Below are 22,687 nucleotides of genomic sequence, written 5' to 3'. Positions count from 1 at the left end.
AACGCGGAGGCGACATGGAATGCGTGATTGGTGTCGACATCGGCACCCAGAGCACGAAGGCGATCTTGGCCGGCGTCGACGGCGCGATCGTCGCGCAGCACGCCGTGGCGTACCGGCCGGACACGCCGAAGCCGCTGTGGGCCGAGCAGTGGCCCGCCGTGTGGTTCGACGCGGTGCGCGAATGCATCGCGCGCGTGGCGGCCGACGCGCGCGCGGCGGGCATCGACGCGGCGTCGATCAAGGCGCTTTGCGTGAGCAGCCTGTACGGCGGCTCGGGCATTCCGGTCGATCGCGACATGCGGCCGCTCCATCCGTGCCTCATCTGGATGGACCGGCGCGCGACCGACGAAGTCGACTGGGTGCGCGCGCACGTCGACGTCGAGCGGCTCGGCGCGATCACGGGCAACGGCGTCGACAGCTACTACGGCTACACGAAGATGCTTTGGCTGCGGCACAAGCGGCCCGACGTGTGGGCGAACGTCCGCTACTTCGTGCCGCCGAACGCGTACGTCGCGTATCTGCTGACGGGCGAGCTCGCGGTCGACCACAGCGCGGCGGGCAACATCGGCGGCGTCTACGATCTGGGCCGCCGCGATTGGTCCGACGAGGCGCTCGACATGCTCGGCATCCCGGCGACGATGATGCCGGAGCGGCTCGTCGATTCCGACGCGGCGGTGGGCTGGCTGCTCGCGCGATGGGCGGACGAGCTCGGCCTCGCGGCCGGCACGCCCGTCATCGCGGGCGGCGTCGACGCGGCCGTCGCGACGTTCGCGGCGGGCGCCGCGCGCCGAGGCCGGCACGTCGCGATGATCGGCACGAGCATGTGCTGGGGCTACATCGCCGAGACGACCGACGCGCGGCGCGGCCTCGTCAGCATGCCGCACGTGTTCGACGGCCGGCGCGACCTGTACGTGTTCGGCGGCGCGATCGCGGCGGGCGCGTCGGTGTCGTGGTTTCGCGAGCAGTTCTGCCACGCGGAGATCGAGGCCGCGCGCGCGAGCCCGGGCGGCGACGCACATCGCCTGCTCGAAGCCGCCGCCGCACAGGTGAGCGCGGGCAGCGACGGCGTGATGTTCCTGCCGTACCTGATGGGCGAGCGCAGCCCCGTGTGGGACGCGAAGGCGAGCGGCGCGTTCGTCGGCCTGTCGCTTTATCACACGCGCGCGCATCTGTATCGCGCGGTGCTCGAAGGCGTCACGTACGCGCTCAGGCACAACATCGCGGCGGGCGCGGCCGGCGCGCTCGCGCTCGACGAGCGGCTCGTCGTGGTCGGCGGCGCCGCGCATTCGGATCTATGGATGCAGACCGTCGCGGACATCACGGGCTACCCGGTGTGGACGATCGCCGAGGACGTCGAAGCCGCGATGGGCGCGGCGCTGCTCGCGGCGCTCGGCGCGGGGCTCGTGTCGCGCGCCGCCGCGCGGCGCGGCTGGGTCACGCTCGCCGAGCGCGCGCGCCCTGACGCGCGGCGCACGGCGCTTCACGACGCGCGCTTCTCGCTCTACGCCGGGCTCTACCCGGCGCTCAAGCCCTTCATGCACGGATTGCAGACATCATGAGCGTCGCCTTCGATTTCAACGGCCGGTCGTTTCTCGTGACGGGCGCGTCGAGCGGGATCGGCCGCGCGACGGCGGTTGCGCTGCGCGGCTGCGGCGCGCGCGTCGTCGCGGCCGCGCGCAATCGGGGCGCGCTCGGGCGGCTCGCGGACGAGACCGGCTGCGAGCCGCTCGAGCTCGACGTCGGCGACGACGCATCGGTGAGCGCGGCGTTTTCCGGCGAGCGGGTGCGCGGCGCGTTCGACGGGCTCGTCAACTGCGCGGGCGTGACGAGCCTCGCCGCGGCGATCGACACGACGGCCGACGACTTCGACCGCGTGATGGCCGTCAACGCGCGCGGCGCGTTCGGGGTCGCGCGGCGCGTCGCGCGCGCGATGATCGGCGCGGGGCGCGGCGGCAGCATCGTCAACGTGTCGAGCCAGGCGGCGCTCGTCGCGCTGCCGTCGCATCTGAGCTATTGCGCGTCGAAGGCTGCGCTCGACGCGATGACGCGCGTGCTGTGCGTCGAGCTCGGGCCGCACGGCATCCGCGTGAACAGCGTGAATCCGACCGTCACGCTCACGCCGATGGCCGAGGCGGCGTGGAGCGATCCGGCGCTGAGCCGGCCGATGCTCGCGTCGATTCCGCTCGGGCGCTTCGCGAGCGAAGCGGACGTCGTGGCGCCGATCTTGTTCCTGTTGAGCGATGCGGCCGCGATGGTGAGCGGCGTCGCGCTGCCGGTCGACGGGGGCTACACGGCGCGGTAGCGCGGGCGGTTCGGCGCGTGGCGGGCGAAGAGAGCGAAGAGGGCGAAGAGGGCGAGGCGCGCCGAACGCCTGGCGCGGGGGCCGCGCACGCCGGCGAGCCCGCTCGCGCCGCCGCGCATCACGAACACGTCACGAGCGCATCACGAGCACGTCACGCGCGCAGAAGGCTCGCGAGCGCGGCCTGCGGCACCGTGAGCGGCGGCGGCCCGAGCGTCACGTCCGGCGCGGCGATCGCCATCGACGTCTGCGCGAACGCGACGACGTCGAAGCGCTGCGCGTACGCGGCGTCGGCCGCCTGCGCGAGGCGCGCGCGGTAGCCGGCCGCATCGCCCGCATGAAAGCGCGCCCATGCGTCCGGCACGATTCGCACCTCCACTTGCGCGCCCGCGCCGCGCACAGCACGGCAATGCGCCGGCCGGCGCGCGCGCATGCGCGAGCGAGCGCCGCGTCGGCGCGCACGATCGGCGTCGGATGCGCGGCGAGCGCGTCGACGCTCGGCCCGAGCGTCGAGCACGTGAGGAGCGCCGCATCGGCCCCGCGCGCAAGCGCGACGAGCGCCGCGCGGGTCGGCCCGGCGACCGATTCGGGCAGGCCGGCGCCGGCCGCGGCCGCGCGCTCGGCGGCCGCGAGCAGGTCGGAGCGCACGCCGTGCATGAGCGATCCGGGCGCAAGACCGAGCGCGGCGGCCGCCTGCTCGAAGAGCGGCACGTTGCTGTCGGCGGTGTGCAGGCATGCGATGAGCGGCATCGAGGGAAGGGTCGCGACGGACGCGATGGAAAGGGCGGATGCCGCATCGTACCGTCATCGTTGCATCCGCAGCAATGATTGACGACCGAAGCGCCGCAATACGAGATATCCCGCGAGATTATCAGGTTATAAATAAATCAGATTGAGAACGATTCGCGTTTACGTTAGATTGCCGCCATTGGGCAAACATCTGGAGAATCCATGGCGGCAGTGCTCGCCCGGCCGGCGCCGGCAAAACCGTTACCGATCCCCGATTCGCACGCGGTGCTTCCGCCTGGCCCGCGCGCGGCGTCCGCTCCCGCGCACGGCGCGCTCGTGGACGTGCTCGTCGCGAACCGGCCGATGCTCGTCAAGCTCGCGCGCGGCTTCGTCGGCTGCGCGAGCCGGGCCGAGGACGTCGTGCACGACGTGTTCGTCAAGCTCGTCGATTTCCCGAACCAGGAGGCGATCCGGCAGCCGGTCGCATACGTGACGCGGATGGTGCGCAACGCGTCGATCGACGCGTGCCGCCGCCAGACGCTCGAGAACACCTACCACGCCGACGAGGACGACGGCCTCGACGTGCCTTCGCCGGAGCTGTCGCCCGAGGCGGCGCTCGTCGTGCGCGACACGCTGCGCCACGTGTACGACGCGCTCGCGCAACTGCCCGCGCGCAGCCGCGCCGCGTTCGAGATGGTGCGGCTGCGCGAGGAGACGCTGCAAAGCGCCGCGCGCGCGCTGAACGTATCGCAGACGCTCGTGCATTTCATGGTCCGCGACGCCGAGCGGCACTGCATGGCGTGCGTCGACGCGTCCGAGCGCGGGCTCGCATGCCCGGCGTTCTGCGGCGGCCGCGCGCGCGGCCGGTAAAAAAATGCGCGCGCGATTCGTCTATCGAGTAGACGCGGCGCACGCCGTGCGCCGTCCATCCAACTTTTCCAGCGAGCTTTCCCGATCATGACGCAAGCCCAGCCACCCGCGAGCGCGCCGGCCGACGCCGACGACGTCGTCTACGCGGTCGTCGTCAACGACGAAGAGCAGTACTCGATCTGGCCGACGTTCCGCGCGGTGCCGGCCGGCTGGCGCGAAGTCGGCGTGCGCGGCCCGAAGGCCGACTGCCTCGCGCATATCGAGGCCGTGTGGACCGACATGCGTCCCGCGAGCCTGCGCCGTCACCTGGACGCGGCGAACGCGTCGTAAACCGGCGCGCGTCGCGTCCGTATCGCAAGAGGATTCCCGGATGACTCAGCTTTCGATGCCGGCCGTAGCAGCCCGCCCGACGCTCGACGACCTGCGCGTCGAGCCCGGCCTGCCGACCGTCGTGTCGCCGCGCGATGGCGCGGACATCGCGCTGCACGAAGCCGCGCCGCTGTTGCGCGAGATCGCGAACGACGTCGTCGAGCGCGCGGGCGGCGTGCTCTTCACCGGCTTTCGCGTCGCGTCGATCGAGACGTTCCAGCGCTTCGCGGCCGATTTCGGCGATCCGCTGATCGGCTACGAGTTCGCGTCGACGCCGCGCAGCCAGGTGGAGGGCGCGGTCTACACGTCGACCGAATACCCGCCGCACCGCTCGATTCCGCTGCACAACGAGCAGTCGTACACGCGCGAATGGCCGCTGCGGATCTGGTTCCACTGCGCGCTCGCCGCGCGCACGGGCGGCGCGACGCCGATCGCCGACAGCCGCGCGGTTCTTCGCGCGCTCGATCCGGTGCTCGTCGCGCGCTTCGCGCAGCGCGAGCTGCTGTACGTGCGCAACTTCGGGCAAGGGCTCGATCTGCCGTGGCAGCAGGCGTTCGGCACCGGCGATCCGCGCGAAGTCGAGCGCATCTGCGCCGCGCGCGGCATCGACTGCGAATGGCGCGAAGGCGACGACGAGCCGCTGCTGCGCACGCGCGAGCGCTGCCAGGCGGTCGCGCGCCATCCGCGCACAGGCGAGCTCGTGTGGTTCAACCAGGCGAATCTCTTTCACCTGTCGGCGCTCGACGAGGACATGCAGGAGGCGCTCGTCGACGCGGTCGGCATCGAGAACGTGCCGCGCAACGTCTATTACGGCGACGGCGCGCCGCTCGAGGCGGACGCGCTCGCGCAGATCCGCGGCGTGCTCGACGGGCAGCGGATCGTGTTTCCGTGGCGGACGGGCGACGTGCTGATGCTCGACAACATGCTGAGCGCACATGCGCGCGATCCGTTCGAGGGGCCGCGCAAGGTCGTGGTCGCGATGGCGCGGAGCTACAGCGAAAAGAAGGGTAGTTAGCGGATGACGAAACAATGAAGAACGAAGCGGTGGCGGCACTCGCGGCGCGTGCGTTGAGTGTCGGCTACCGGGATCATCGGGTGCTCGACGGCCTCGATCTGTCGATCGCGGCGGGGCGCGTGACGGCGCTTTGCGGGCCGAACGGCTGCGGCAAGAGCACGCTGTTGCGCACGCTCGCCGGGCTGCAGCCCGCGCTGGCGGGCGCGGTCGAAGTCGATGGCGCGCCGCTCGGTTCGTACCGGCGGCGCGCGCTCGCGCGCACGCTGACGATGCTCGCGCAGTTCAACCAGATTCCCGCGGGGCTCACGGTGCGCGAGCTCGTCGCGTACGGCCGCTACGCGCACGGACGCTGGCTGCGCGGGCTATCGCGCGCCGATCGCGCCGCGATCGACGAAGCGCTCGCGGCGACGGGCCTCGAGCAGGACGCGGCGCGCGACGTCGCCGCGCTGTCGGGCGGCGAGCGGCAGCGCGCGTGGATCGCGATGGCGCTCGCGCAGCAGGCGCCCATCGTGCTGCTCGACGAGCCCACCACCTATCTCGACATCCATCACCAGCTCGACATCCTGCGCGAGTTGCGCCGGCTCAATCGCACGCGCGGCCTCACGATCGTCTGGGTGCTGCACGACCTCAACCAGGCGGCCGCGTACAGCGACGAGATCGTGCTGATGCGCGCGGGCCGGATCGTCGCGCAGGGCACGCCCGACGCGATGCTCGAGCCGCATCATCTGCAGACGGCGTTCGGCGTGACGATGCTGAAGACGTCGCACCCGCTCACGGGCGCGCCGATGTGCGTGCCCGCATACGAGGGCGTGCTCGACGCCGATCCGGCCGCGGGCGTCGGCGAAATCGGCGGCGACGGTGAAGGCGACGCGCGCGGCGAAGACGAGGGGGCCGGGGAATCCGGGGAATCCGCCGCGCGTCGCGCCGACGCGCGTGCGCCGCAACGGGATCTCGCCGCATGACGACGCTCGCCGTCCGCAAGCGCCTGCGCGGCGCCGCGCGCGCGCGCGAAGCGGCGCGCGCGGCGCCGGCGAGCCGCGTCCGCGCGATTGCCGGCGCGCTCATCGCGCTCATCGTCGCCACCGCCGCGATGCGGCTCGCGCCCGAGCTGCGCGCGTGGCTCGCCGCGCCGGACGGCAGCGACGCCGCGCAGCTCGCGCACATCATGCTGTTCGAGCTCGCCGCGCCGCGCGTCGCCGCGGCGCTCGTCGCGGGCGGCTGCCTCGCGGTCGCGGGCGCGCTGTTCCAGTCGCTCACGCGCAACCCGCTTGCCGCGCCCGATCTGCTCGGCATCACGGGCGGCGCGCAGCTCGGCCTGGTCGCCGCGATGCTGGTGCCGGCGCTGGCCGCTCATGCGTCGGTGCCGCTGCTGTTCGTCTGCGGGCTCGCCGCCGCCGGCTGCGTCGCGGCCGCCGCGGGCGGCTGGCGCGCGACGCCGTTGCGGCTCATTCTCGCGGGCAGCGTGTGCATGCTGCTGTTCTCGGCGATCACGACGCTGTTGCTCGCGTTCTTCGAGGAAACGGTCGCCGGCGCGTCGCTGTGGGCGAGCGGCAGCCTGTATCAACCGGGCGCGGCCGGGCTGCGCGACGCGCTGCTGTGGCTCGTCGCGCCGCTCGTCGCGCTGCCGCTCGTGATCCGGCCGCTCGATCCGCTCGCGCTCGGCGACGACGCGGCGGCCGCGGCCGGCGTGCGCGTCGATGCGACGCGGCTCGCGGCGACGCTCGTGGCGGTCGGCTTCGCGAGCGTGGCGGTCAGCATCGCGGGGCCGCTATCGTACGTCGGCCTGATCGCGCCGAACCTGATGCGGCAGGTGCGCGGCGCGAAAGCGTCGAAGCTCGGTGCGCTCGTGCCGCTTGCCGTGCTCGCGGGCGGCGCGCTCGTGCTCGTCACCGACAGCGCGGTGCTCGCGTTCGGCCTCGATTCGACGCTGTCGACGGGTGTCGCGATCGCGTTCGTCGGCACGCCGCTGATGCTCGCGATGATCCGGCGCGGCGCGGCGTGGTCGGGCGCGGCGCAGCAGGCGGCTCACGCGCAGGCGAGCACGCGAGGCGGCGCGCGCGTCGTCCGCGCGCTCGCCGCGCTGCCGTGGCCCGCCGTCGCGGCGCTGCTGCTGTTGACGGGCGCTGCGGCGCTCGCGGCGGGCGCCTCGTTCGGTCCGGTGTGGATCGGCCCCGGGCGCTGGATCGCGGCGCTCGCGCAGCGCGACGACGTCGCGCGAATGATGCTCGAGCTGCGCGTGCCGCGGCTGCTTTGCGCGCTGCTCGCGGGCGCGCTGCTCGGCGCGTCCGGCGTGCTGATGCAGAGCGTCGTGCGCAATCCGCTCGCCGGGCCGGAAGTGCTCGGCGTCACGCAGGGCGCGGGGTTCGCGACGCTCGCCACGCTCGTCGCGTGGCCGCTCGCCGCGCACGGCACGCTCGTCGCCGCGTCGCTCGCGGGCGGCGGCGCCACGCTCGCGCTCACGCTCGCGCTCAATCGCAGGCATCGCTATGCGCCGCTCGCCGTCGCGCTGTCGGGCATCGTGATCGGCACGCTGTGGACGACGCTCGCGCAATGGCTGATCACGCAGGAGAGCGTGCAGCCCGCGCGCTTCGTCGTATGGCTCGTCGGCGGCACGTACGGGCGCAGTTGGGGCGAGGTCGTCGCGCTGCTGCCGTGGTGCGCGCTCGCGCTGCCGGCGCTCGCGCTGCTCGCGAAGCCGCTCGATCTGCTCGCGCTCGGCGACGACCAAGCGGCCGCGCTCGGCTTGCCGATCGCCGCGCTGCGCCCGCTCGTGCTGACGATCGCGACGCTCGCCGCCTGCGCCGCGGTCGCGGCGGTCGGCCCGGTCGGCTTCATCGGGCTGATGGCGCCGCATCTCGCGGCGATGCTCGGCGCGCGCGCGCATGCGACGCGTCTCTGGGTGGCCGCCGCGTGTGGCGCGCTCGTGCTCGCGGCGGCCGACATCGTCGCGCGCACGCTGCTCGCGCCGCGCGAGATTCCGGCCGGCGTGCTGACGGCGCTGATCGGCGCGCCGTATCTGCTCGCGTTGCTGATCGCCGAAGCGCGGCGCGAGCGGCGGGGCGGACGGTGACGGCGCGCGTTCGCGCGACGCGCTTTTCGACGTTCGCGCCGGCATCGATCGCGCATTACCTCGAGCATGTGTGGCTCGGCGCGCCTGACGCGGGCGACGAGCCCGCGCTCGCCGCCGACGGAGGCGAACCGCCGGAGCTGATTCCGGCCGCGGCGCTCGCCGGACGGCGCGACGCGCTCGTCGCCGCGATGGTCGCGCTGTACGGCGGCGACGCGTGCGTGCATGCGCGCGCGCTGCTGTCGCAATGGAGCAAGTACTACTTCAACCTGGCCGCGTCGGCGGGCTTCGCCGCCGCGCTGCTGCTCGGGCGGCCGCTCGACATGACGCCGCAGCGGATGCGCGTCGTGCTGCGCGCCGGCATGCCGAGCGCGCTGATCTTCGACGCCGACGCGCTGCGGCCCGCGCAAGCCGAGCCTGCGCCGCGCTACGCGGCGCTTGTCGACCACCTGCGCGCGACGATCGATTCGCTCGCCGCGCTCGCGAAGCTGTCGCCGCGCGTGCTGTGGGCGAACGCGGGCAACCTGCTCGACTACCTGTTCGAGCAATGCGCGCACGCGCCGCGCGCGGCGGCCGACGCCGCGTGGCTGTTCGGCCCCGTCGACGCGCGCGGCGAAGCGAATCCGCTGCGGTTGCCGGTGCGCCGCGTGAAGCCGTGCTCGGCGCGGCTGCCCGATCCGTTCCGCGCGCGCCGCGTGTGCTGCCTGCGCAATGAAATTCCTGGGGAAGACCAACTGTGTGGAAGCTGTCCGCTGTTGTTGACGATGTGCGACGACGAGCTCGCGAAGCAGGACGCCGCGCATTGACGGCGCGGGCGCGGCGCTCGCCGGCCGGCGAGCGCGCGGCATCGTTCGTTCGGGCGATGCCGGTCGCGGGTGCGACGCTCGCGACGCGCGCGTGGCGAGCGCCGCCGTCAATCGGAGCGGCGGGCGGCGCGCGAGGAGCGCCACTGCGGGCCGCCGCCGTCGCGACGCTCACCGTCGTCGCGCTCGCATTCGCACCGCTCGCATACGCCGGCGAGCCGCCCGCCGCCTGCCGGCCGCTCGCCGGCGATCCGACCGTGTCGCAGTTCAGCCGCGCGTTGCCGGTGCGGCCGATGCGCATCATCGTGCTCGAATTCATGTTCGCCGAGGATCTCGCCGCGCTCGGCATCACGCCGGTCGGCATGGCCGATCCCGCGTACTACCCGATCTGGATCGGCTATGACGACGCGCGGCTCGCGCGCGTGCCGGACGTCGGCACGCGGCAGGAGCCGAGCCTGGAGGCGATCGCGGCCGCGAAGCCGGACCTGATCCTGGGCGTCGGGCTGCGGCATGCGCCGATCTTCGACGCGCTGTCGCGAATCGCGCCGACCGTGCTGTTCAAGTACAGCCCGAACTACGTCGAGGACGGCCGGCAGGTCACGCAATTCGACTGGGCGCGCGCGATCCTGCGCACGATCGGCTGCCTGACGGGGCGCGAGCAGCAGGCGCGCGAGGTGTTGGCGCGGGTCGACGCGGGGCTCGCGCGCGACGCCCGGCGGATCGCCGCGGCGGGGCGCGCGGGCGAGCGCGTCGCATGGCTGCAGGAGCTGGGCTTGCCGGATCGCTACTGGGCGTTCACGGGCAACAGCGCGTCGGCGGGCATCGCGCGCGCGCTCGGCCTCGATCCGTGGCCGGGCGAGCCGACGCGCGAGGGCACCGCGTACGTGACCTCGGAGGATCTGCTGAAGCAGCCGGACCTCGCCGTGCTGTTCGTCAGCGCGACGCAGCCGGGCCTGCCGCTCGACGCCAAGCTCGACTCGAAGATCTGGCGGTTCGTGCCGGCGCGCAAGGCGGGCAGGGTCGCGCTCGTCGAGCGGAACATCTGGGGGTTCGGCGGGCCGATGTCGGCGTTGCGGCTCGCCGACGAGATGACGGAGCGGTTGCTGGCGTTGCCGAAACCGGATTCGCACGCGCAAACGCGGTGACGCTTGCTGTCATCGTCAACGACCAACAGCCAACGGCTAACGGCCAATGGCTAACTGCTAATGGCTAACTGCTAATGGCAATGGCCGGGGGCCGACAGCGACGGGCGGTGCGACAAGCGCGCTTGCGGATACTCCGTCCCCGGCCGAGGCCCGCTAGGGCGGTAGATTCGGGCGATTCATTTCAAGTCGTCTCCTTTCGGGAGGGGAACCCGAAAAAGACGCCCGCCCGGCGAACCGGGAGGGCGTCTTGAAACGGCTTCGATTCCGTGGGCCGCGTCACCGACCGACGACGACGCGCCGCGCGCTCACGCTACCGTCGCGTTCGCGTTCTCGTTCGCGAGCGCCGCGTGTCGCGCGCCGTATGTCTCGCTGACGATCTTGCCGTTGTCGAGCTTGAGCACCCGGTCCGCGATCGGGAAGTACCGGTCGTCGTGGCTGATCACGACCACCGTCTTGCCGCGCGCGCGCAGCTCCGGCAGCAGTTGCTCGTAGAACACCGCCTTGAACGCCGGGTCCTGATCCGCCGCCCATTCGTCGAACAGATACAGCGGCCGATCCTCGAGATACGCGACGACGAGCGCCAGCCGCTTGCGCTGCCCGGTCGACAGCGCGCGCGTCGAGAACGCGCCGTCGACGACCTGCACCTTGTGGTCGAGCGCGAGTTTCGCGACGAGCGCGTTCGCGCGCGCGTCGGCCTGCGCGCGCGCCGCGTCGTTCGGATCGACGATGCCGAGCAGCGCGTCGAACAGATGGAAATCGTTGAACACGGCCGAGAAGCGCTCGCGGTACGCGGCGCGCTCGGGCAGGCCAACCGGCTTGCCGTCGAGCTCGATCGCGCCGCTTTCCGGCTCGTAGAGGCCCGTGAGCACCTTCGCGAGCGTCGTCTTGCCGCTGCCGTTGCCGCCGACGATGAACACCAGCTCGCCCGGCTTCAGCGTGAGATCGATCGGGCCGACGCGGAACATCCGCTCGTCGCGCTCGTGGAAGTACGAGTGCGTGACGCCGCGCAGCGCGAGCGTGTCGAACGGCGCGTGCGACGCGGATTCGTCGGGCGGCGGGGCCGTGCGCAGCGCGCCGAACTGCGCCATCAGCTTCTCGATGCGCTCGAGCGACACGCGCGCCGCGTTCAGGGTCGGCACGTTGTTGAGCAGCCCGTCGAGCGGCAGCAGCATGAACAGGAACACGACGACGTAGCCGGACGCCGCGGGCGCGTCGCCGCGCACGCCGAGCGCCGGCCAGAACGCCGCGACGCCGAGGAACACGTAGAACAGGAACACGATCCAGCCGACGCCGATCGCGTATGCGCTGAACGCGCGGCGCCGGTGGTCGCGCACTTCGGCGATCGCGGCGCCCAGTTGGCCGTCGACGAACTGGCGCGAGCGCGCCTGGTGCAGCTTCAGCTCCTTCGCGCCCGAAAAGAGCGCGCCGAGATAGCCGAACAGCTTGTCCTGCGAGCGGCCGGCGTCCTCGAGCCACGCGATCGCGCGCTTGTCGCCCGCGTGGTAGCCGAGCGAGCCGACGACGATCGCCGCGACGGCGAGCAGGCACACGGGCCACGACAGCCACGCGAGGTAGCCGAGGCAGCCGAACACGATCGAGCCGTGCATCACGAGGTTCGGCAGCGCGAAGAACAGCATCGACACGTTGGTCGCGTCGTCGGTCAGCACCGACTGGACGGGCGCCGCGCCGATCCGCTCGACGTCCTGCAGTTCGGCCGCCGCGACGCGCCGCGCGACGTGCTCGCGCAGCTGCGCCATCGTGTCCTGCGACAGGCGCGCGAACAGCACGCCCGTCACGATCCGGGTCACGAGCGCGATCACCGCGCACAGGCCGAAGCGCCACGCGAGCATCGCGTCGGCCGCCTGCGGCTCGGACAGCGCGCGGCTCAGCGTCGCGACGAGCAGCACGCTCGACGCGCCGTTCAGCACGCACGCGGCGAGCGCGATCCCGAACGTGCCGCGGGAGCGGTTCAGGAGCGCGAGGATCAGGCGCCGCGCGTACTTCGCGGCGGGTTGGGAATCGGTCGAGGGCGGGGCGTCGAGGCGCCCGGTGGCATCGGTCATCGGCGGAGCACTGGTCAAGAGGAGTCGGGGCGGCGCTTCGGCGCGGCGAAGCGAACGGCGAGGCGTGAGCGCGCCTCTCTGACTGCTAGACGAACGGGCGCGCGCAATCTTTACCCGCGCGGCGTTACCCGCGCGATGCGCCGGCGAACGGCGCAGGCGGCGCCGCTGCCTGCCGGCTCGGGAAGCGAGGCCGACGTGCCGCGCATCGGGCGTCGCGCCCGGCACGCGTGCGGGCGGGCGAGGGCGAGGCAGGGCGAGGTAAACAACTCGGTAAAAAATTTCGCGCGTGATTCGTCTCACTGTTGAAGCGGCCCTCTCGCGGCCGGCGACATGAACGAAGCGGCCGAAGCGGCCGGACCCAACGGACTTCACGCCCTATGACGAGCTTTCCGACTGCGCTGCATCATCGAATCCACGCGCTCGCGCGACTCGCCCCCGACGCGCCCGCGCTCGCGTCGTTTGCGCCCGACACCGTGCGCCTCACGCGCGGCGAACTCGACGACCGCGCGGCGCGCCTCGCCGCGAAGCTGCGCGCGGCGGGCGTGACGACGGAGGTGCGCGTCGGCGTGTGCGTCGCGCGCTCGTGCGATCTGTTCGTCGCGCTTCTCGCGGTGATGAAGGCGGGCGGCGTGTTCGTCGCGCTCGATCCGCGCCATCCGGCCGCGCGCCTCGACTGGGTCGCGCAGGACGCGGGGCTCGCGCACGGCATCGTCGACGCGTCGGCCGACGCCGCGATGCGCGCGCGCTTCGCGCAGTGCTTCGATGTCGCGAGCGTCGCCGGGGCGGCCCCGTCCGAGCCGCGCGTGCACGGCGACGAGGCGGGCGGCGCGGTCCATCCGCGCGCGGCCGCCTACATGATCTACACGTCCGGCTCGACGGGCACGCCGAAGGCAGTCGTCGTCGAGCACGGCCCGCTCGCCGCGCACGGCGATGCGCTCGCCGAATCGCTGCCGATCGGCCCCGACGACCGCGTGCTGCATTTCGCGTCGGTGAATTTCGACGTCGCGATCGAGGCGTGGCTCGTGCCGCTCGCGGTGGGCGGCAGCGTCGTCATCAGCGATCCGCCGCCGTTTCCGCCCGACGCCGCGCATGCGCTGATCCTGCGCGAGCGCGTGACGAACACGACGCTGCCGCCCGCGTACCTGCGCGAGTTCGCGGCGGTGTGCGCGCGCGAAGGCGTGCCGCCGTCGCTGCGCGTGCTGCTGTTCGGCGGCGAAGCGATGTCGCAGGACGCGTTCGACGAGATCCGCCGCGTGTTTCCGTCGATCCGGCTCGTGAACGGCTACGGGCCGACCGAAACCGTGATCTCGCCGATGCTCTGGCCGGTCGATCCGGGCACTGCGCCCGCGCTCGACGACGGCAACGGCTACGCGTCGCTGCCGATCGGCTGGCCGATCGGCCGGCGCGTCGCGCGCGTCGAGCAGGCGAACGGTCCGGTCGCGCGCGGCGACGCGGGCGAGCTCCTGCTCGGCGGCGCGTGTCTCGCGCGCGGCTATCACGGCCGCCCCGCGCTGACGGCCGAACGCTTCCTGCCGGACCCGACCGGCGAGCCGGGCGCGCGGATCTACCGGACGGGCGACCTTGCGCGCGAACGCGCGGACGGCTCGTTCGACTATCTCGGCCGCATCGACGATCAGGTGCAGGTGCGCGGCGTGCGCGTCGAGCCGGGCGAGATCGCCGCGTGCCTGCTCACGCACGCAGGCGTGCGCGACGCGGGCGTGCTCGCCGAGACGGCGGGCGGGCGCACGCAACTGATCGCGTGCGTGGCGCTCGCTAACCGTCGGGGCGACGCGCCCGCGGGCGCCGGCGATTCCCGGTCGAACGCGCAGCCGGACGACGACGCGCTGCGCGCGCACATCGCCGCGCACCTGCCCGCCGCATGGCTGCCGCACCGGTTCGTGCGTTTCGACACGCTGCCGTACACGCTGAACGGCAAGCTCGACCGCGCGGCGCTGCGCGACGCGGTCGCGGCGCAGCCGATCGAGGCCGCCGCCGATTTCGACGCGCCGCGCACCGACACCGAGCGCCGCGTCGCCGCGCTGTGGCGGCGCCTGTTGAACGATCCCGCGCCGATCGGCCGCGTCGACCGCTTTTTCGTGCGCGGCGGCGATTCGCTTGCCGCGATGCAACTGCAGGCGGCGATCCGGCTCGAATGGCGCGTGAACGTGCGGCTCGACGCGATTTTCGACGACGCGCCGCTCGCCGAGCTCGCCGCGCGCATCGACGGTGCGCAGCCCGAGATGGACAGGCCGGCGGCGAGCGCCATGCCGGCGATGCGCGCCGCGACGGCCGACGCGGCCCAAGCGGGCGGCGCCGTCGAGCGCCCCGCGTCGTTCGCGCAGCAGCGCTTCTGGGTGCTCGCGCGCACGCAGGACGCGGGCGCCGCGTATCACGTGTCGTTCCATTGGGACGTCGACGGCGCGCTCGACATCGATACGCTGCAGCGCGCGCTCGACGCGCTGATCGCGCGCCACGAGGCATGGCGCACGACGCTCGTCGAGAACGACGACGGCATCGTCGTCCAGCGAATCCACGCGGCGCTGCCGGTGCGGATCGCCGCCGTCGATCTGCGCGGCGAGCTCGAATCGTCGCGCGCCGCGCGCCTGGCCGAGCTGACCGAGCGCCACACGAGCGCGCCGTTCGATTTGTCCGACGGCCCGCTCGTGCGTGCGCTGCTCGTGACGCTCGCCGCCGGCGCGCAGCGCTTGCTGTTGACGACGCACCACGCGGTCAGCGACGGCTGGAGCTCGCGCTGCGCGTTCGACGAGCTGACGCGCGCGTATGCGGCGTTCGCCGGCGGCCGCGCGCCCGAGCTGCCGGCGCTGCCGATCCAGTATGCGGACTATGCGCAATGGCAGCGCGACGCGCTCGACGCGGACGAGACCGCGCGCCAGCTCGCCTACTGGCGCGGCGCGCTCGCCGACGCGCCCGCGCCGCTCGCGCTGCCGCTCGACCGGCCGCGCGCGGCCGAGCGCGACTATCGCGGCGGGCGGCTCGCGCGGCGTCTTTCGCCCGCGGCGTCCGGCGCGGTGCGCGACGCCGCGCGCCGGCTGCACGCGTCGCCGTTCACCGTGCTGCTCGCCGCGTTCGACGCGTGGCTCTTTCGCGTCACGGGCGAGCGCGACGTCGTCGTCGCCGCGCCGATCGCGCAGCGCGCGCGCCCGGAAACCGCGCCGCTCGTCGGCCTGTTCCTCAACACGCTCGCGCTGCGCGCGCGCGTGTCGCCCGAGCAGTCGTTCGAGTCGCTCGTCGCGTCGGTGCGCGACGCCGCGTTCGGCGCGTTCGCGCATCAGGACGTGCCGTACGACAAGGTGATCGACGCGGCGAAGCCGCCCGTGCGGCGCGGCGACGAGTGGCTGCGGGTCAAGTTCGCGCAGCAGTTCGATCTCGAGCTGTCCGCAACGCTGCCGGGCGCGGCCGTGCGCATGGCGCCGGGGCTCGATCCGGCCGCGCGCTTCGATTACGCGCTCGATTTCACCGACGACGCGCGCGGCATCGAATTCGTCGCCGCGTACGCGCAGGACGGGATCGACGAAGCGACCGCGCACGCTTGGCTCGACAGCTTCGCCGCGCTCGTCGAGGACGCGGTGCGTCACCCGCGCCGCGCGATCGCCGAGCTCGCGATCGCGCACGGCGGCGCGCCGCGCGCGTGGCTCACGGGCCGGCCGCTCGCGACCGCGTCCGACGTGCTCGCGCTCTTCGCGCGCGAGGCGGCCGAGCATCCGCATCGCGTCGCGCTCGCGGACTCCGACGCGCAGCTCACGTTCGCCGAGCTCGACGACGCGTCGAACCGCGTCGCGCTCGCGCTGCGCCGCGACGGCGCGCGCGCGGAGACGCCGGTGGCGATCTGCATCGAGCGCTCGGCGCGCTTCGCGGCCGCGTTCGTCGGCGTGCTGAAATCCGGCGCGTACGCGGTGCCGCTCGATCCGGCGTCGCCGCGCGAGCGGATTGCCGCCGCGCTCGCCGCGTGCGGCGCGCGCCGCATGCTCGCGGCGGGCGATCTCGACGCGCTCGGCGCGTTCGACGGCGTCGCCGTGCAGGACGTCGACGCGTGCGCGCGCGAGGCGTCGCTCGCGCACGCCGCCGCGCCGCGCGTGCCGCCGCTGCCCGAGCAGGCCGCCTATCTGATTTTCACGTCGGGCTCGACGGGCGAGCCGAAGGGCGTCGTCGTGCCGCATCGCGCGCTCGCCGACTACGTCGCCGGGATGCTCGACGAGCTCGCGTTCGCGCCCGGCGCGTCGATGGCGATGGTGTCGACGGTCGCGGCCGATCTCGGCCATACGACGCTGTTCGGCGCGCTGTGCTCGGGCCGCACGCTGCATCTGCTGCCCGCGCACGCGGCGTTCGATCCGGACCGCTTCGCGCACGAGATGGCGACGCGCGACGTCGGCGTGCTGAAGATCGTGCCGAGCCATCTGCACGCGCTCCTCGACGCGCAGCGCGCGGCCGACGTGCTGCCCGCGCACGCGCTCGTGACGGGCGGCGAGGCGCTGCCGTGGGCGCTCGTCGAGCGGATCGAGGCGCTCAAGCCCGGCTGCCGCGTGATCAATCACTACGGGCCGACCGAGGCGACCGTCGGCGCGCTCGTGTGCGACACGTCCGCGCCCGAGCAGGCGGATCTGCGCGCGACGGCGGCGGGCGCGAACGGCGTGGCGACGCCCGTTGAGGTGACGCCCGATGCCTCGGCGCGCGGCGTGCCGCTCGGCCGGCCGCTGCCGAACGCGCACGCGTGCGTGCTCGACGCGCACGGCGCGAGCGTGCCCGTCGGCGCGATCGGCGAGCTGTACCTGGGCGGCCCCGGCGTCGCGCGCGGCTATCTGGGCCGCGCGGGCGCGACCGCCGAGCGCTTCGTCCCGCATCCGCACGAGGCGGGCGCGCGCGTCTACCGGACGGGCGACCGCGTGCGGCTGCGCGCGGACGGCCGGCTCGACTTCCTCGGGCGTCTGGACGATCAGGTGAAGATCCGCGGCTACCGCGTCGAGCCGGGCGAGGTGAGCGCCGCGCTGCGCGCGCTGCCCGGCGTCGCGCAGGCGCAGACGCTCGCGATCGAGCAGGACGCGCGGCTGCGCCTCGTCGCGTTCGCGACGCCCGCATCCGGCGCGCGCATTGCGGGCGAAGCGTTGCGCGACGCGCTCGCCGCGCGCCTGCCCGACTACATGGTGCCCGCCGCGCTCGTCGTGCTCGACGCGCTGCCCGTGACCGCGAACGGCAAGGTCGATCGCGCGGCGCTGCGCGCGCTCGCGGCGACGCCCGCCGCCGCGAGCGCCGCCGACGAGGACGCGCCGCAAGGCCACGTCGAAGAAACCCTCGCGGCCGTCTGGCGCGACGTGCTGAAAGCGCCGCGCGTCGGCCGTCGCGACAACTTCTTCGAGCTCGGCGGCGATTCGATCCTCGTGCTGCAGGTGATCGCTCGCTCGCGCAAGCGCGGCGTCAAGTTCACGCCGAAGCAGCTGTTCGACGGCCCGACGGTTGCCGAGCTCGCGCGCGTCGCGGCGGAAATCGACGCCGTCGCGCCGAAGGACGGCGCGACGGCCGCCGCGCGGCAGGCTTTCGCCGCCGTGCCGGACGAAGCGCGGCTCACGCCCGCGCAGCTGCGTTTCTTCGCGCTCGACATTCCGCGCCGCGGACACTGGAACCAGTCGATCGAGCTCGACGTCGCCGGCGCGTTCGATTTCGACGCATTCGCCCGCGCGTTCGACGCGTTGCTGACCCACCATCCGGTGTTCCGCGAGCGCTTCGTGCAAACGGGCGCGAGCGGCGCGTGGCGGCTTCGCGTCGCGCCGCGCGCGTTCGACGCGCTGCCGCTCGCGGCCGCCGCCGCGCGCGACGAGGCGGACGCGCTCGCGCAATTCGACGCGCTGCAAAGCACGCTCGACGTGACGCACGGCCCGCTCGCGTGCGCGTTCGCGGCGGCGCTGCCGAATCGGGCAGCGGGAACAGCGGGAACAACGGCGGGCGCGACGAAGCTCTATCTGGCGATCCATCACGCGATCGTCGACGGCGTGTCGTGGCGCGTGCTGCTCGACGATCTCGACGCGGCGTACCGCGCCGCATGCGAGCGCCGCGCGGTGCGGCTCGGGCCGACGGGCGCGAGCGCGTCCGAATGGGCGGCCCGGCTCGCGCGCGCGGCCCGCGATCCGGCGGGGCCGTTCGCGGCCGAGCTGCCGTACTGGGCGGCGCTCGCCGCGCCGCACGACGATCTGCGGCTCGACCGCCCCGACGCCGCGGCGACCAACGCGCACGCCGACGTCGTGATCCAGACGCTCGATCCGGCGCTCACGCGCGACGTGCTGACCGAGGCGAACGCCGCGTACCGCACGCATGCGGTCGAGCTGCTGATCGCGGCGCTCGTCGCCGCGCTCGGCGGGCATGCGGGCGCGGCGTCCTGCCGGCTCGAACTCGAAGGGCACGGCCGCGAGGCGCTCTTCGACGACGTCGACGCGAGCCGCACGCTCGGCTGGCTGACGAGCCACTATCCGGTTGCGTTCGCCGTCGAGCCGACGCCGGCCGCCACGCTCGCCGGCGTGAAGGACGCGCTGCGCGCGGTGCCGAACAAGGGGCTCGGCTTCGGCGTGCTGCGCCACTACGGCGACGACGCGACGCGCGCGGCGCTCGCCGCGGTGGAGCGGCCGCGCGTGACGTTCAACTACCTCGGCCTGTTCGACGCGCCGCGCGACGCCGCGCTCGTGCCGCGCTTCGGCGGCGCGGGCCGCGAGCGCGACCCGGCTGGGCCGCTCGGCAACGCGCTCGCGATCCACGCGTACGTCGACGCGAACGATGGCCGTGCGCTGAAAGTGCATTGGGTGTACGGCGCGACGCAGTTCGAGCGCGCGACGATCGAGACGCTCGCCGCGCGGTTCGACGCCGCGCTGCGCGAGCTCGCCGCCGCGTGCGCGGCGCGCGTCGCCGAGCGCGGCGCGGGCGCGACGCCCGGCGACTATCCGCTCGCACGCGCGGGCGGCCTCACGCAGGAAGCGCTCGAGCGCCTGCCGTTCGACGCGCGCGCGATCGACGACATCTATCCGCTGTCGCCGATGCAGCAGGGGATTTTGTTTCATTCGCTGTTCGCGCCGGAGCGCGCGACGTACGTGAACCAGCTCGTCGCGACGCTCGTCGCGCCGGACGTCGAGCGGCTGCGCGCCGCGTTCGACGCGGCCGTTCCGCGCCACGACATCCTGCGCACCGGCTTCGCCGCGCACGAGGCCGCGCCGATGCAGATCGTCCATCGTCACGCGCGGATGCCGGTCGAGATCGTCGACTGGCGCGGCGCGCACGCGAGCGCCGAGCGGCTCGATGCGGCGCTCGACGCGTGGCTCGCCGCCGACCGCGCGCGCGGCTTCGATCTCGCGACGCCGCCGCTGATGCGCGTGACGCTGATTCAGACGGGCGAGACCGAATGGCGTCTCGTCTGGACCCGCCATCATCTGCTGCTCGACGGCTGGAGCACCGCGCGACTCTTCGCGGACGTGCTGCGCGATTACATCGAGCCGCCGCGCGCGAATCCGTTCGCCGCGCCTGCGCGCACGCGCTATCGCGATTTCATCGCGTGGCTCGCGCGCCGCGACGCCGATGCCGACCGCGCGTTCTGGCTCGAACGCCTCGCGCGGCTCGACGAGCCGACGCACGTCGCCGAGCGCGAACATGGCGCGCACGATGCCGCGCGCGGCGGCGACGCGGCCCGCCGCGCGAACTGGCGCGCGGCGCTGCCCGCCGCCGACACCGCGCGCGTGGCCGAAGCGGCGCGCCGCCTGAAAGTGACCGTCAACACGATCGTGCAAGGCGCCTGGGCGCTCGCGCTGCAGCGCACGACGCACCGCGCGGCGGTCGCGTTCGGCGCGACGGTCGCGGGGCGCCCGGACGCGCTGCCCGACGTCGATACCGTGCTCGGCCTTTTCATCAACACCGTGCCGGTGATCGCCGCGCCGCTGCCGCAGCTCGTCGCGCGCGACTGGCTCTCGAGTCTGCAGCGCGAGAACGCGGCGGCGCTCGAGCACGCGCACACGCCGCTCTACGAAATCCAGCAATGGGCGGGCGCGGGCGGCGCGCTCTTCGACACGCTCGTCGTGTTCGAGAACTACCCGGTCGACGAAGCGTGGCAGGGGCGCGATCCGCGCGCGCTGCACAAGCGCGATCTGCGCAACATCGAGGCGACCGACTTCGCGCTGACGCTCGTGGTCGAGGCGGGCGACGCGCTCGCGATCGACTACGGCTACGATCCCGCGCGGATCGGGCAGGCGCGGGTCGAGGCGCTGCACCGCGCGTTCGCCGCGTGCATCGACGGGCTGATCTCGAACCCGGACGCGCCGCTCGGCGCGATCTCGTGCGCCGGCGCCGACGATCTCGCGCTGATCGCGCGCAGCAACGCGACGAGCGTGAACTGGCCCGACGCACAGCGCGCGCCGCTCTTCACGCAATTCGAAGCGGCCGCACGCGCTCGGCCCGACGCGATCGCGCTCGAATTCGCCGACGCGGCCAGCGGCGGCGGCGACGGTGCGCTCGCGCGGATGCGCTACGCCGAGCTCGACGCGAAGGCCGACCGCGTCGCCGCGGCGCTCGTCGCATCCGGCGTGCGGCCCGATTCGGTCGTCGCGCTGTGCGTCGAGCGCTCGTTCGACATGGTCGTCGCGCTCCTCGGCGCGATGAAGGCGGGCGCCGCGTATCTGCCCGTCGATCCGGACTATCCGGCCGAGCGGATCGCCCACCTGCTCGGCGACGCGAAGCCGCCCGTCGTGATCACGCAAGCGCATCTGCGCGCGCGCGTCGACGCGGCGCTGTCGGGCGGAGCCGCCGCCGCCGTCGTGACCGTCGACGCGCTGCTCGAGCGCGCGCCGGCCGCGCGTCCCGGCGGGGCGGCTGAAGGGGCTGAAGGGGCCGAAGGGGCTGAAGCGGCGGAGCTCGCCGAAACCGCTGAGTGCGCCGCTGCGCGGGCCGCCGCGCCCGGCCAGCTCGCCTACCTGATCTACACGTCGGGCTCGACCGGCAAGCCGAAGGGCGCGGGCAACACGCACGCCGCGCTCGCGAACCGGATCGCATGGATGCAGCATGCGTATCGCCTCACGCCCGACGACGTCGTGCTGCACAAGACGCCGTTCGGCTTCGACGTGTCGGTGTGGGAGTTCGTGTGGCCGCTCGCGGTCGGCGCGAAGCTCGCGATCGCGGCGCCCGGCGACCATCGCGATCCGGCGCGCCTCGTCGCCGCGATCGAAACGCACCGCGTGACGACGCTGCATTTCGTGCCGTCGATGCTCGCCGCGTTCGTCGCGCATCTCGACGATTTCGGCGCGGCCGCGCGCTGCGCGAGCGTGAGAACGATCGTCGCGAGCGGCGAGGCGCTCGCGCCCGAGCTCGTCGCGCGCGTCGCCGCGCTGCTGCCGCACGCAAGGCTGCACAACCTGTACGGCCCGACCGAAGCCGCGATCGACGTGTCGCACTGGAGCTGCACCGCGGACGACGCGTCAGCGGCCGCGGTGCCGATCGGCCATCCGATCGCGAACGTGCAACTCCATGTGCTCGACGCCGCGCTGCAACCGGCGCCCGTCGGCGCGGCGGGCGAGCTGTACCTCGGCGGCGCGGGGCTCGCGCGCGGCTATCTCGGCCGCTCGGCGCTCACGGCCGAGCGCTTCGTGCCCGATCCGTTCGCACCGGGCGCGCGCCTCTACCGGACGGGCGACCTCGCGCGACGGCGCGCCGACGGCGCGCTCGACTATCTCGGCCGGATCGACACGCAGGTGAAGCTGCGCGGCCAGCGAATCGAGCTGGGCGAGATCGAGGCGCTGCTGCGCGCGGCCCACGGCGTGCGCGACGCGGTCGTGATCGTGCGCGACGAGCGGCTCGTCGGCTACGTCGCATGCGCGGCGCCCGCCGAATTCGACGCCGCCGCGCAAATCGAGCGGCTGCGCGCGCAGTTGCCCGCGTACATGGTGCCCGCGCAGCTCGTCGCGCTCGCCGTGCTGCCCGTGACGCCGAACGGCAAGTGCGATCGCCGCGCGCTGCCCGAGCCCGCGTTCGACGAGCGCGTCGTCGACGCGCCGCAAACCGACACCGAGCGCGCGCTCGCGGCGATCTGGCAGCGCGTGCTGAAGCTCTCCGACATCGGCCGCGACGACGATTTCTTCGCGCTCGGCGGCCATTCGCTGCTCGCCGCGCAGGCGAACGCGCAGGCGAACCTGCAGTGGTCGCTGACGCTGCCACTGCGCGTGATCTTCGACGAACGCACGCTCGCGCGCTGCGCGGCGGCGATCGACCGCGCGTGCGAGGCCGGCCGCGACCACCACGCCGCGAGCGCGATCGACGCGCTGCTCGGCGAGCTCGAAGCCCAGTAAGGAGC

13 protein-coding genes are annotated in these 22,687 nt (G+C 73.7%); 11 read left to right on the top strand and 2 right to left on the bottom strand.

Annotated features, from left to right (window positions below):
• Positions 1-14 precede the first annotated feature (14 nt).
• Together WT60_RS10890 and WT60_RS10885 are read left to right on the top strand one after the other, a co-directional pair.
• Positions 15-1,559, top strand: a complete 1,545-nt coding sequence (locus tag WT60_RS10890; protein WP_060356029.1) for an FGGY family carbohydrate kinase — start codon at positions 15-17, stop codon at positions 1,557-1,559.
• Complete coding sequence (locus WT60_RS10885) at positions 1,556-2,302, top strand: SDR family oxidoreductase (protein WP_059575001.1); 747 nt, start codon at positions 1,556-1,558, stop codon at positions 2,300-2,302. The genes WT60_RS10890 and WT60_RS10885 overlap by 4 nt, the downstream gene beginning before the upstream one ends.
• 151 nt (positions 2,303-2,453) lie before the next feature.
• Here WT60_RS10885 and WT60_RS35135 read toward each other — a convergent pair whose 3' ends face one another.
• Positions 2,454-2,663 carry a hypothetical protein gene (locus WT60_RS35135; RefSeq protein WP_236860814.1) on the bottom strand — a complete coding sequence of 70 codons (210 nt, stop codon included), beginning with the start codon at positions 2,661-2,663 and terminating at the stop codon, positions 2,454-2,456.
• A gap of 110 nt (positions 2,664-2,773) precedes the next feature.
• Here WT60_RS35135 and WT60_RS35130 point away from each other — a divergent pair, with 110 nt between their 5' ends.
• From WT60_RS35130 to WT60_RS10845, 8 genes are all read left to right on the top strand, one after another.
• Entirely contained in the window at positions 2,774-3,127 is a 354-nt protein-coding gene (locus WT60_RS35130; protein ID WP_236860813.1) for a hypothetical protein, read from the top strand.
• A 123-nt stretch (positions 3,128-3,250) separates the two neighbouring features.
• Positions 3,251-3,898 (top strand): RNA polymerase factor sigma-70, encoded by a 648-nt coding sequence (locus WT60_RS10875; protein ID WP_059574999.1) that lies wholly within the window; start codon positions 3,251-3,253, stop codon positions 3,896-3,898.
• A gap of 87 nt (positions 3,899-3,985) precedes the next feature.
• Positions 3,986-4,228: an MbtH family NRPS accessory protein gene (locus WT60_RS10870; protein ID WP_038743066.1), complete on the top strand. Its 243-nt coding sequence runs from the start codon at positions 3,986-3,988 to the stop codon at positions 4,226-4,228.
• 40 nt (positions 4,229-4,268) lie between these two features.
• Entirely contained in the window at positions 4,269-5,282 is a 1,014-nt protein-coding gene (locus WT60_RS10865) for a TauD/TfdA family dioxygenase (protein WP_060356031.1), read from the top strand.
• Between the two features lie 14 nt (positions 5,283-5,296).
• Positions 5,297-6,244, top strand: a complete 948-nt coding sequence (locus tag WT60_RS10860; RefSeq protein WP_060356032.1) for an ABC transporter ATP-binding protein — start codon at positions 5,297-5,299, stop codon at positions 6,242-6,244.
• Positions 6,241-8,352 carry a Fe(3+)-hydroxamate ABC transporter permease FhuB gene (fhuB, locus tag WT60_RS10855; RefSeq protein WP_060356033.1) on the top strand — a complete coding sequence of 704 codons (2,112 nt, stop codon included), beginning with the start codon at positions 6,241-6,243 and terminating at the stop codon, positions 8,350-8,352. Before WT60_RS10860 ends, fhuB begins: the two co-directional genes overlap by 4 nt.
• Positions 8,349-9,155: a siderophore-iron reductase FhuF gene (fhuF, locus tag WT60_RS10850; RefSeq protein WP_060356034.1), complete on the top strand. Its 807-nt coding sequence runs from the start codon at positions 8,349-8,351 to the stop codon at positions 9,153-9,155. The genes fhuB and fhuF overlap by 4 nt, the downstream gene beginning before the upstream one ends.
• Positions 9,086-10,297 (top strand): iron-siderophore ABC transporter substrate-binding protein, encoded by a 1,212-nt coding sequence (locus WT60_RS10845; RefSeq protein ID WP_236860812.1) that lies wholly within the window; start codon positions 9,086-9,088, stop codon positions 10,295-10,297. Before fhuF ends, WT60_RS10845 begins: the two co-directional genes overlap by 70 nt.
• 305 nt (positions 10,298-10,602) lie before the next feature.
• Here WT60_RS10845 and WT60_RS10840 read toward each other — a convergent pair whose 3' ends face one another.
• Positions 10,603-12,360, bottom strand: coding sequence for a cyclic peptide export ABC transporter (locus WT60_RS10840; RefSeq protein WP_060356036.1), 1,758 nt, complete (start codon positions 12,358-12,360; stop codon positions 10,603-10,605).
• A 377-nt stretch (positions 12,361-12,737) separates the two neighbouring features.
• Here WT60_RS10840 and WT60_RS10835 point away from each other — a divergent pair, with 377 nt between their 5' ends.
• Positions 12,738-22,682: a non-ribosomal peptide synthetase gene (locus WT60_RS10835; RefSeq protein ID WP_060356037.1), complete on the top strand. Its 9,945-nt coding sequence runs from the start codon at positions 12,738-12,740 to the stop codon at positions 22,680-22,682.
• The last annotated feature ends 5 nt before the right edge of the window (positions 22,683-22,687 follow it).

It is taken from the genome of Burkholderia sp. MSMB617WGS (assembly GCF_001532025.2).
GTDB classification, from domain to species: Bacteria; Pseudomonadota; Gammaproteobacteria; order Burkholderiales; family Burkholderiaceae; genus Burkholderia; species Burkholderia savannae.
Note: the sequence above shows the minus strand (reverse complement) of the source record. Positions and strands in the feature narration are given on the sequence as shown.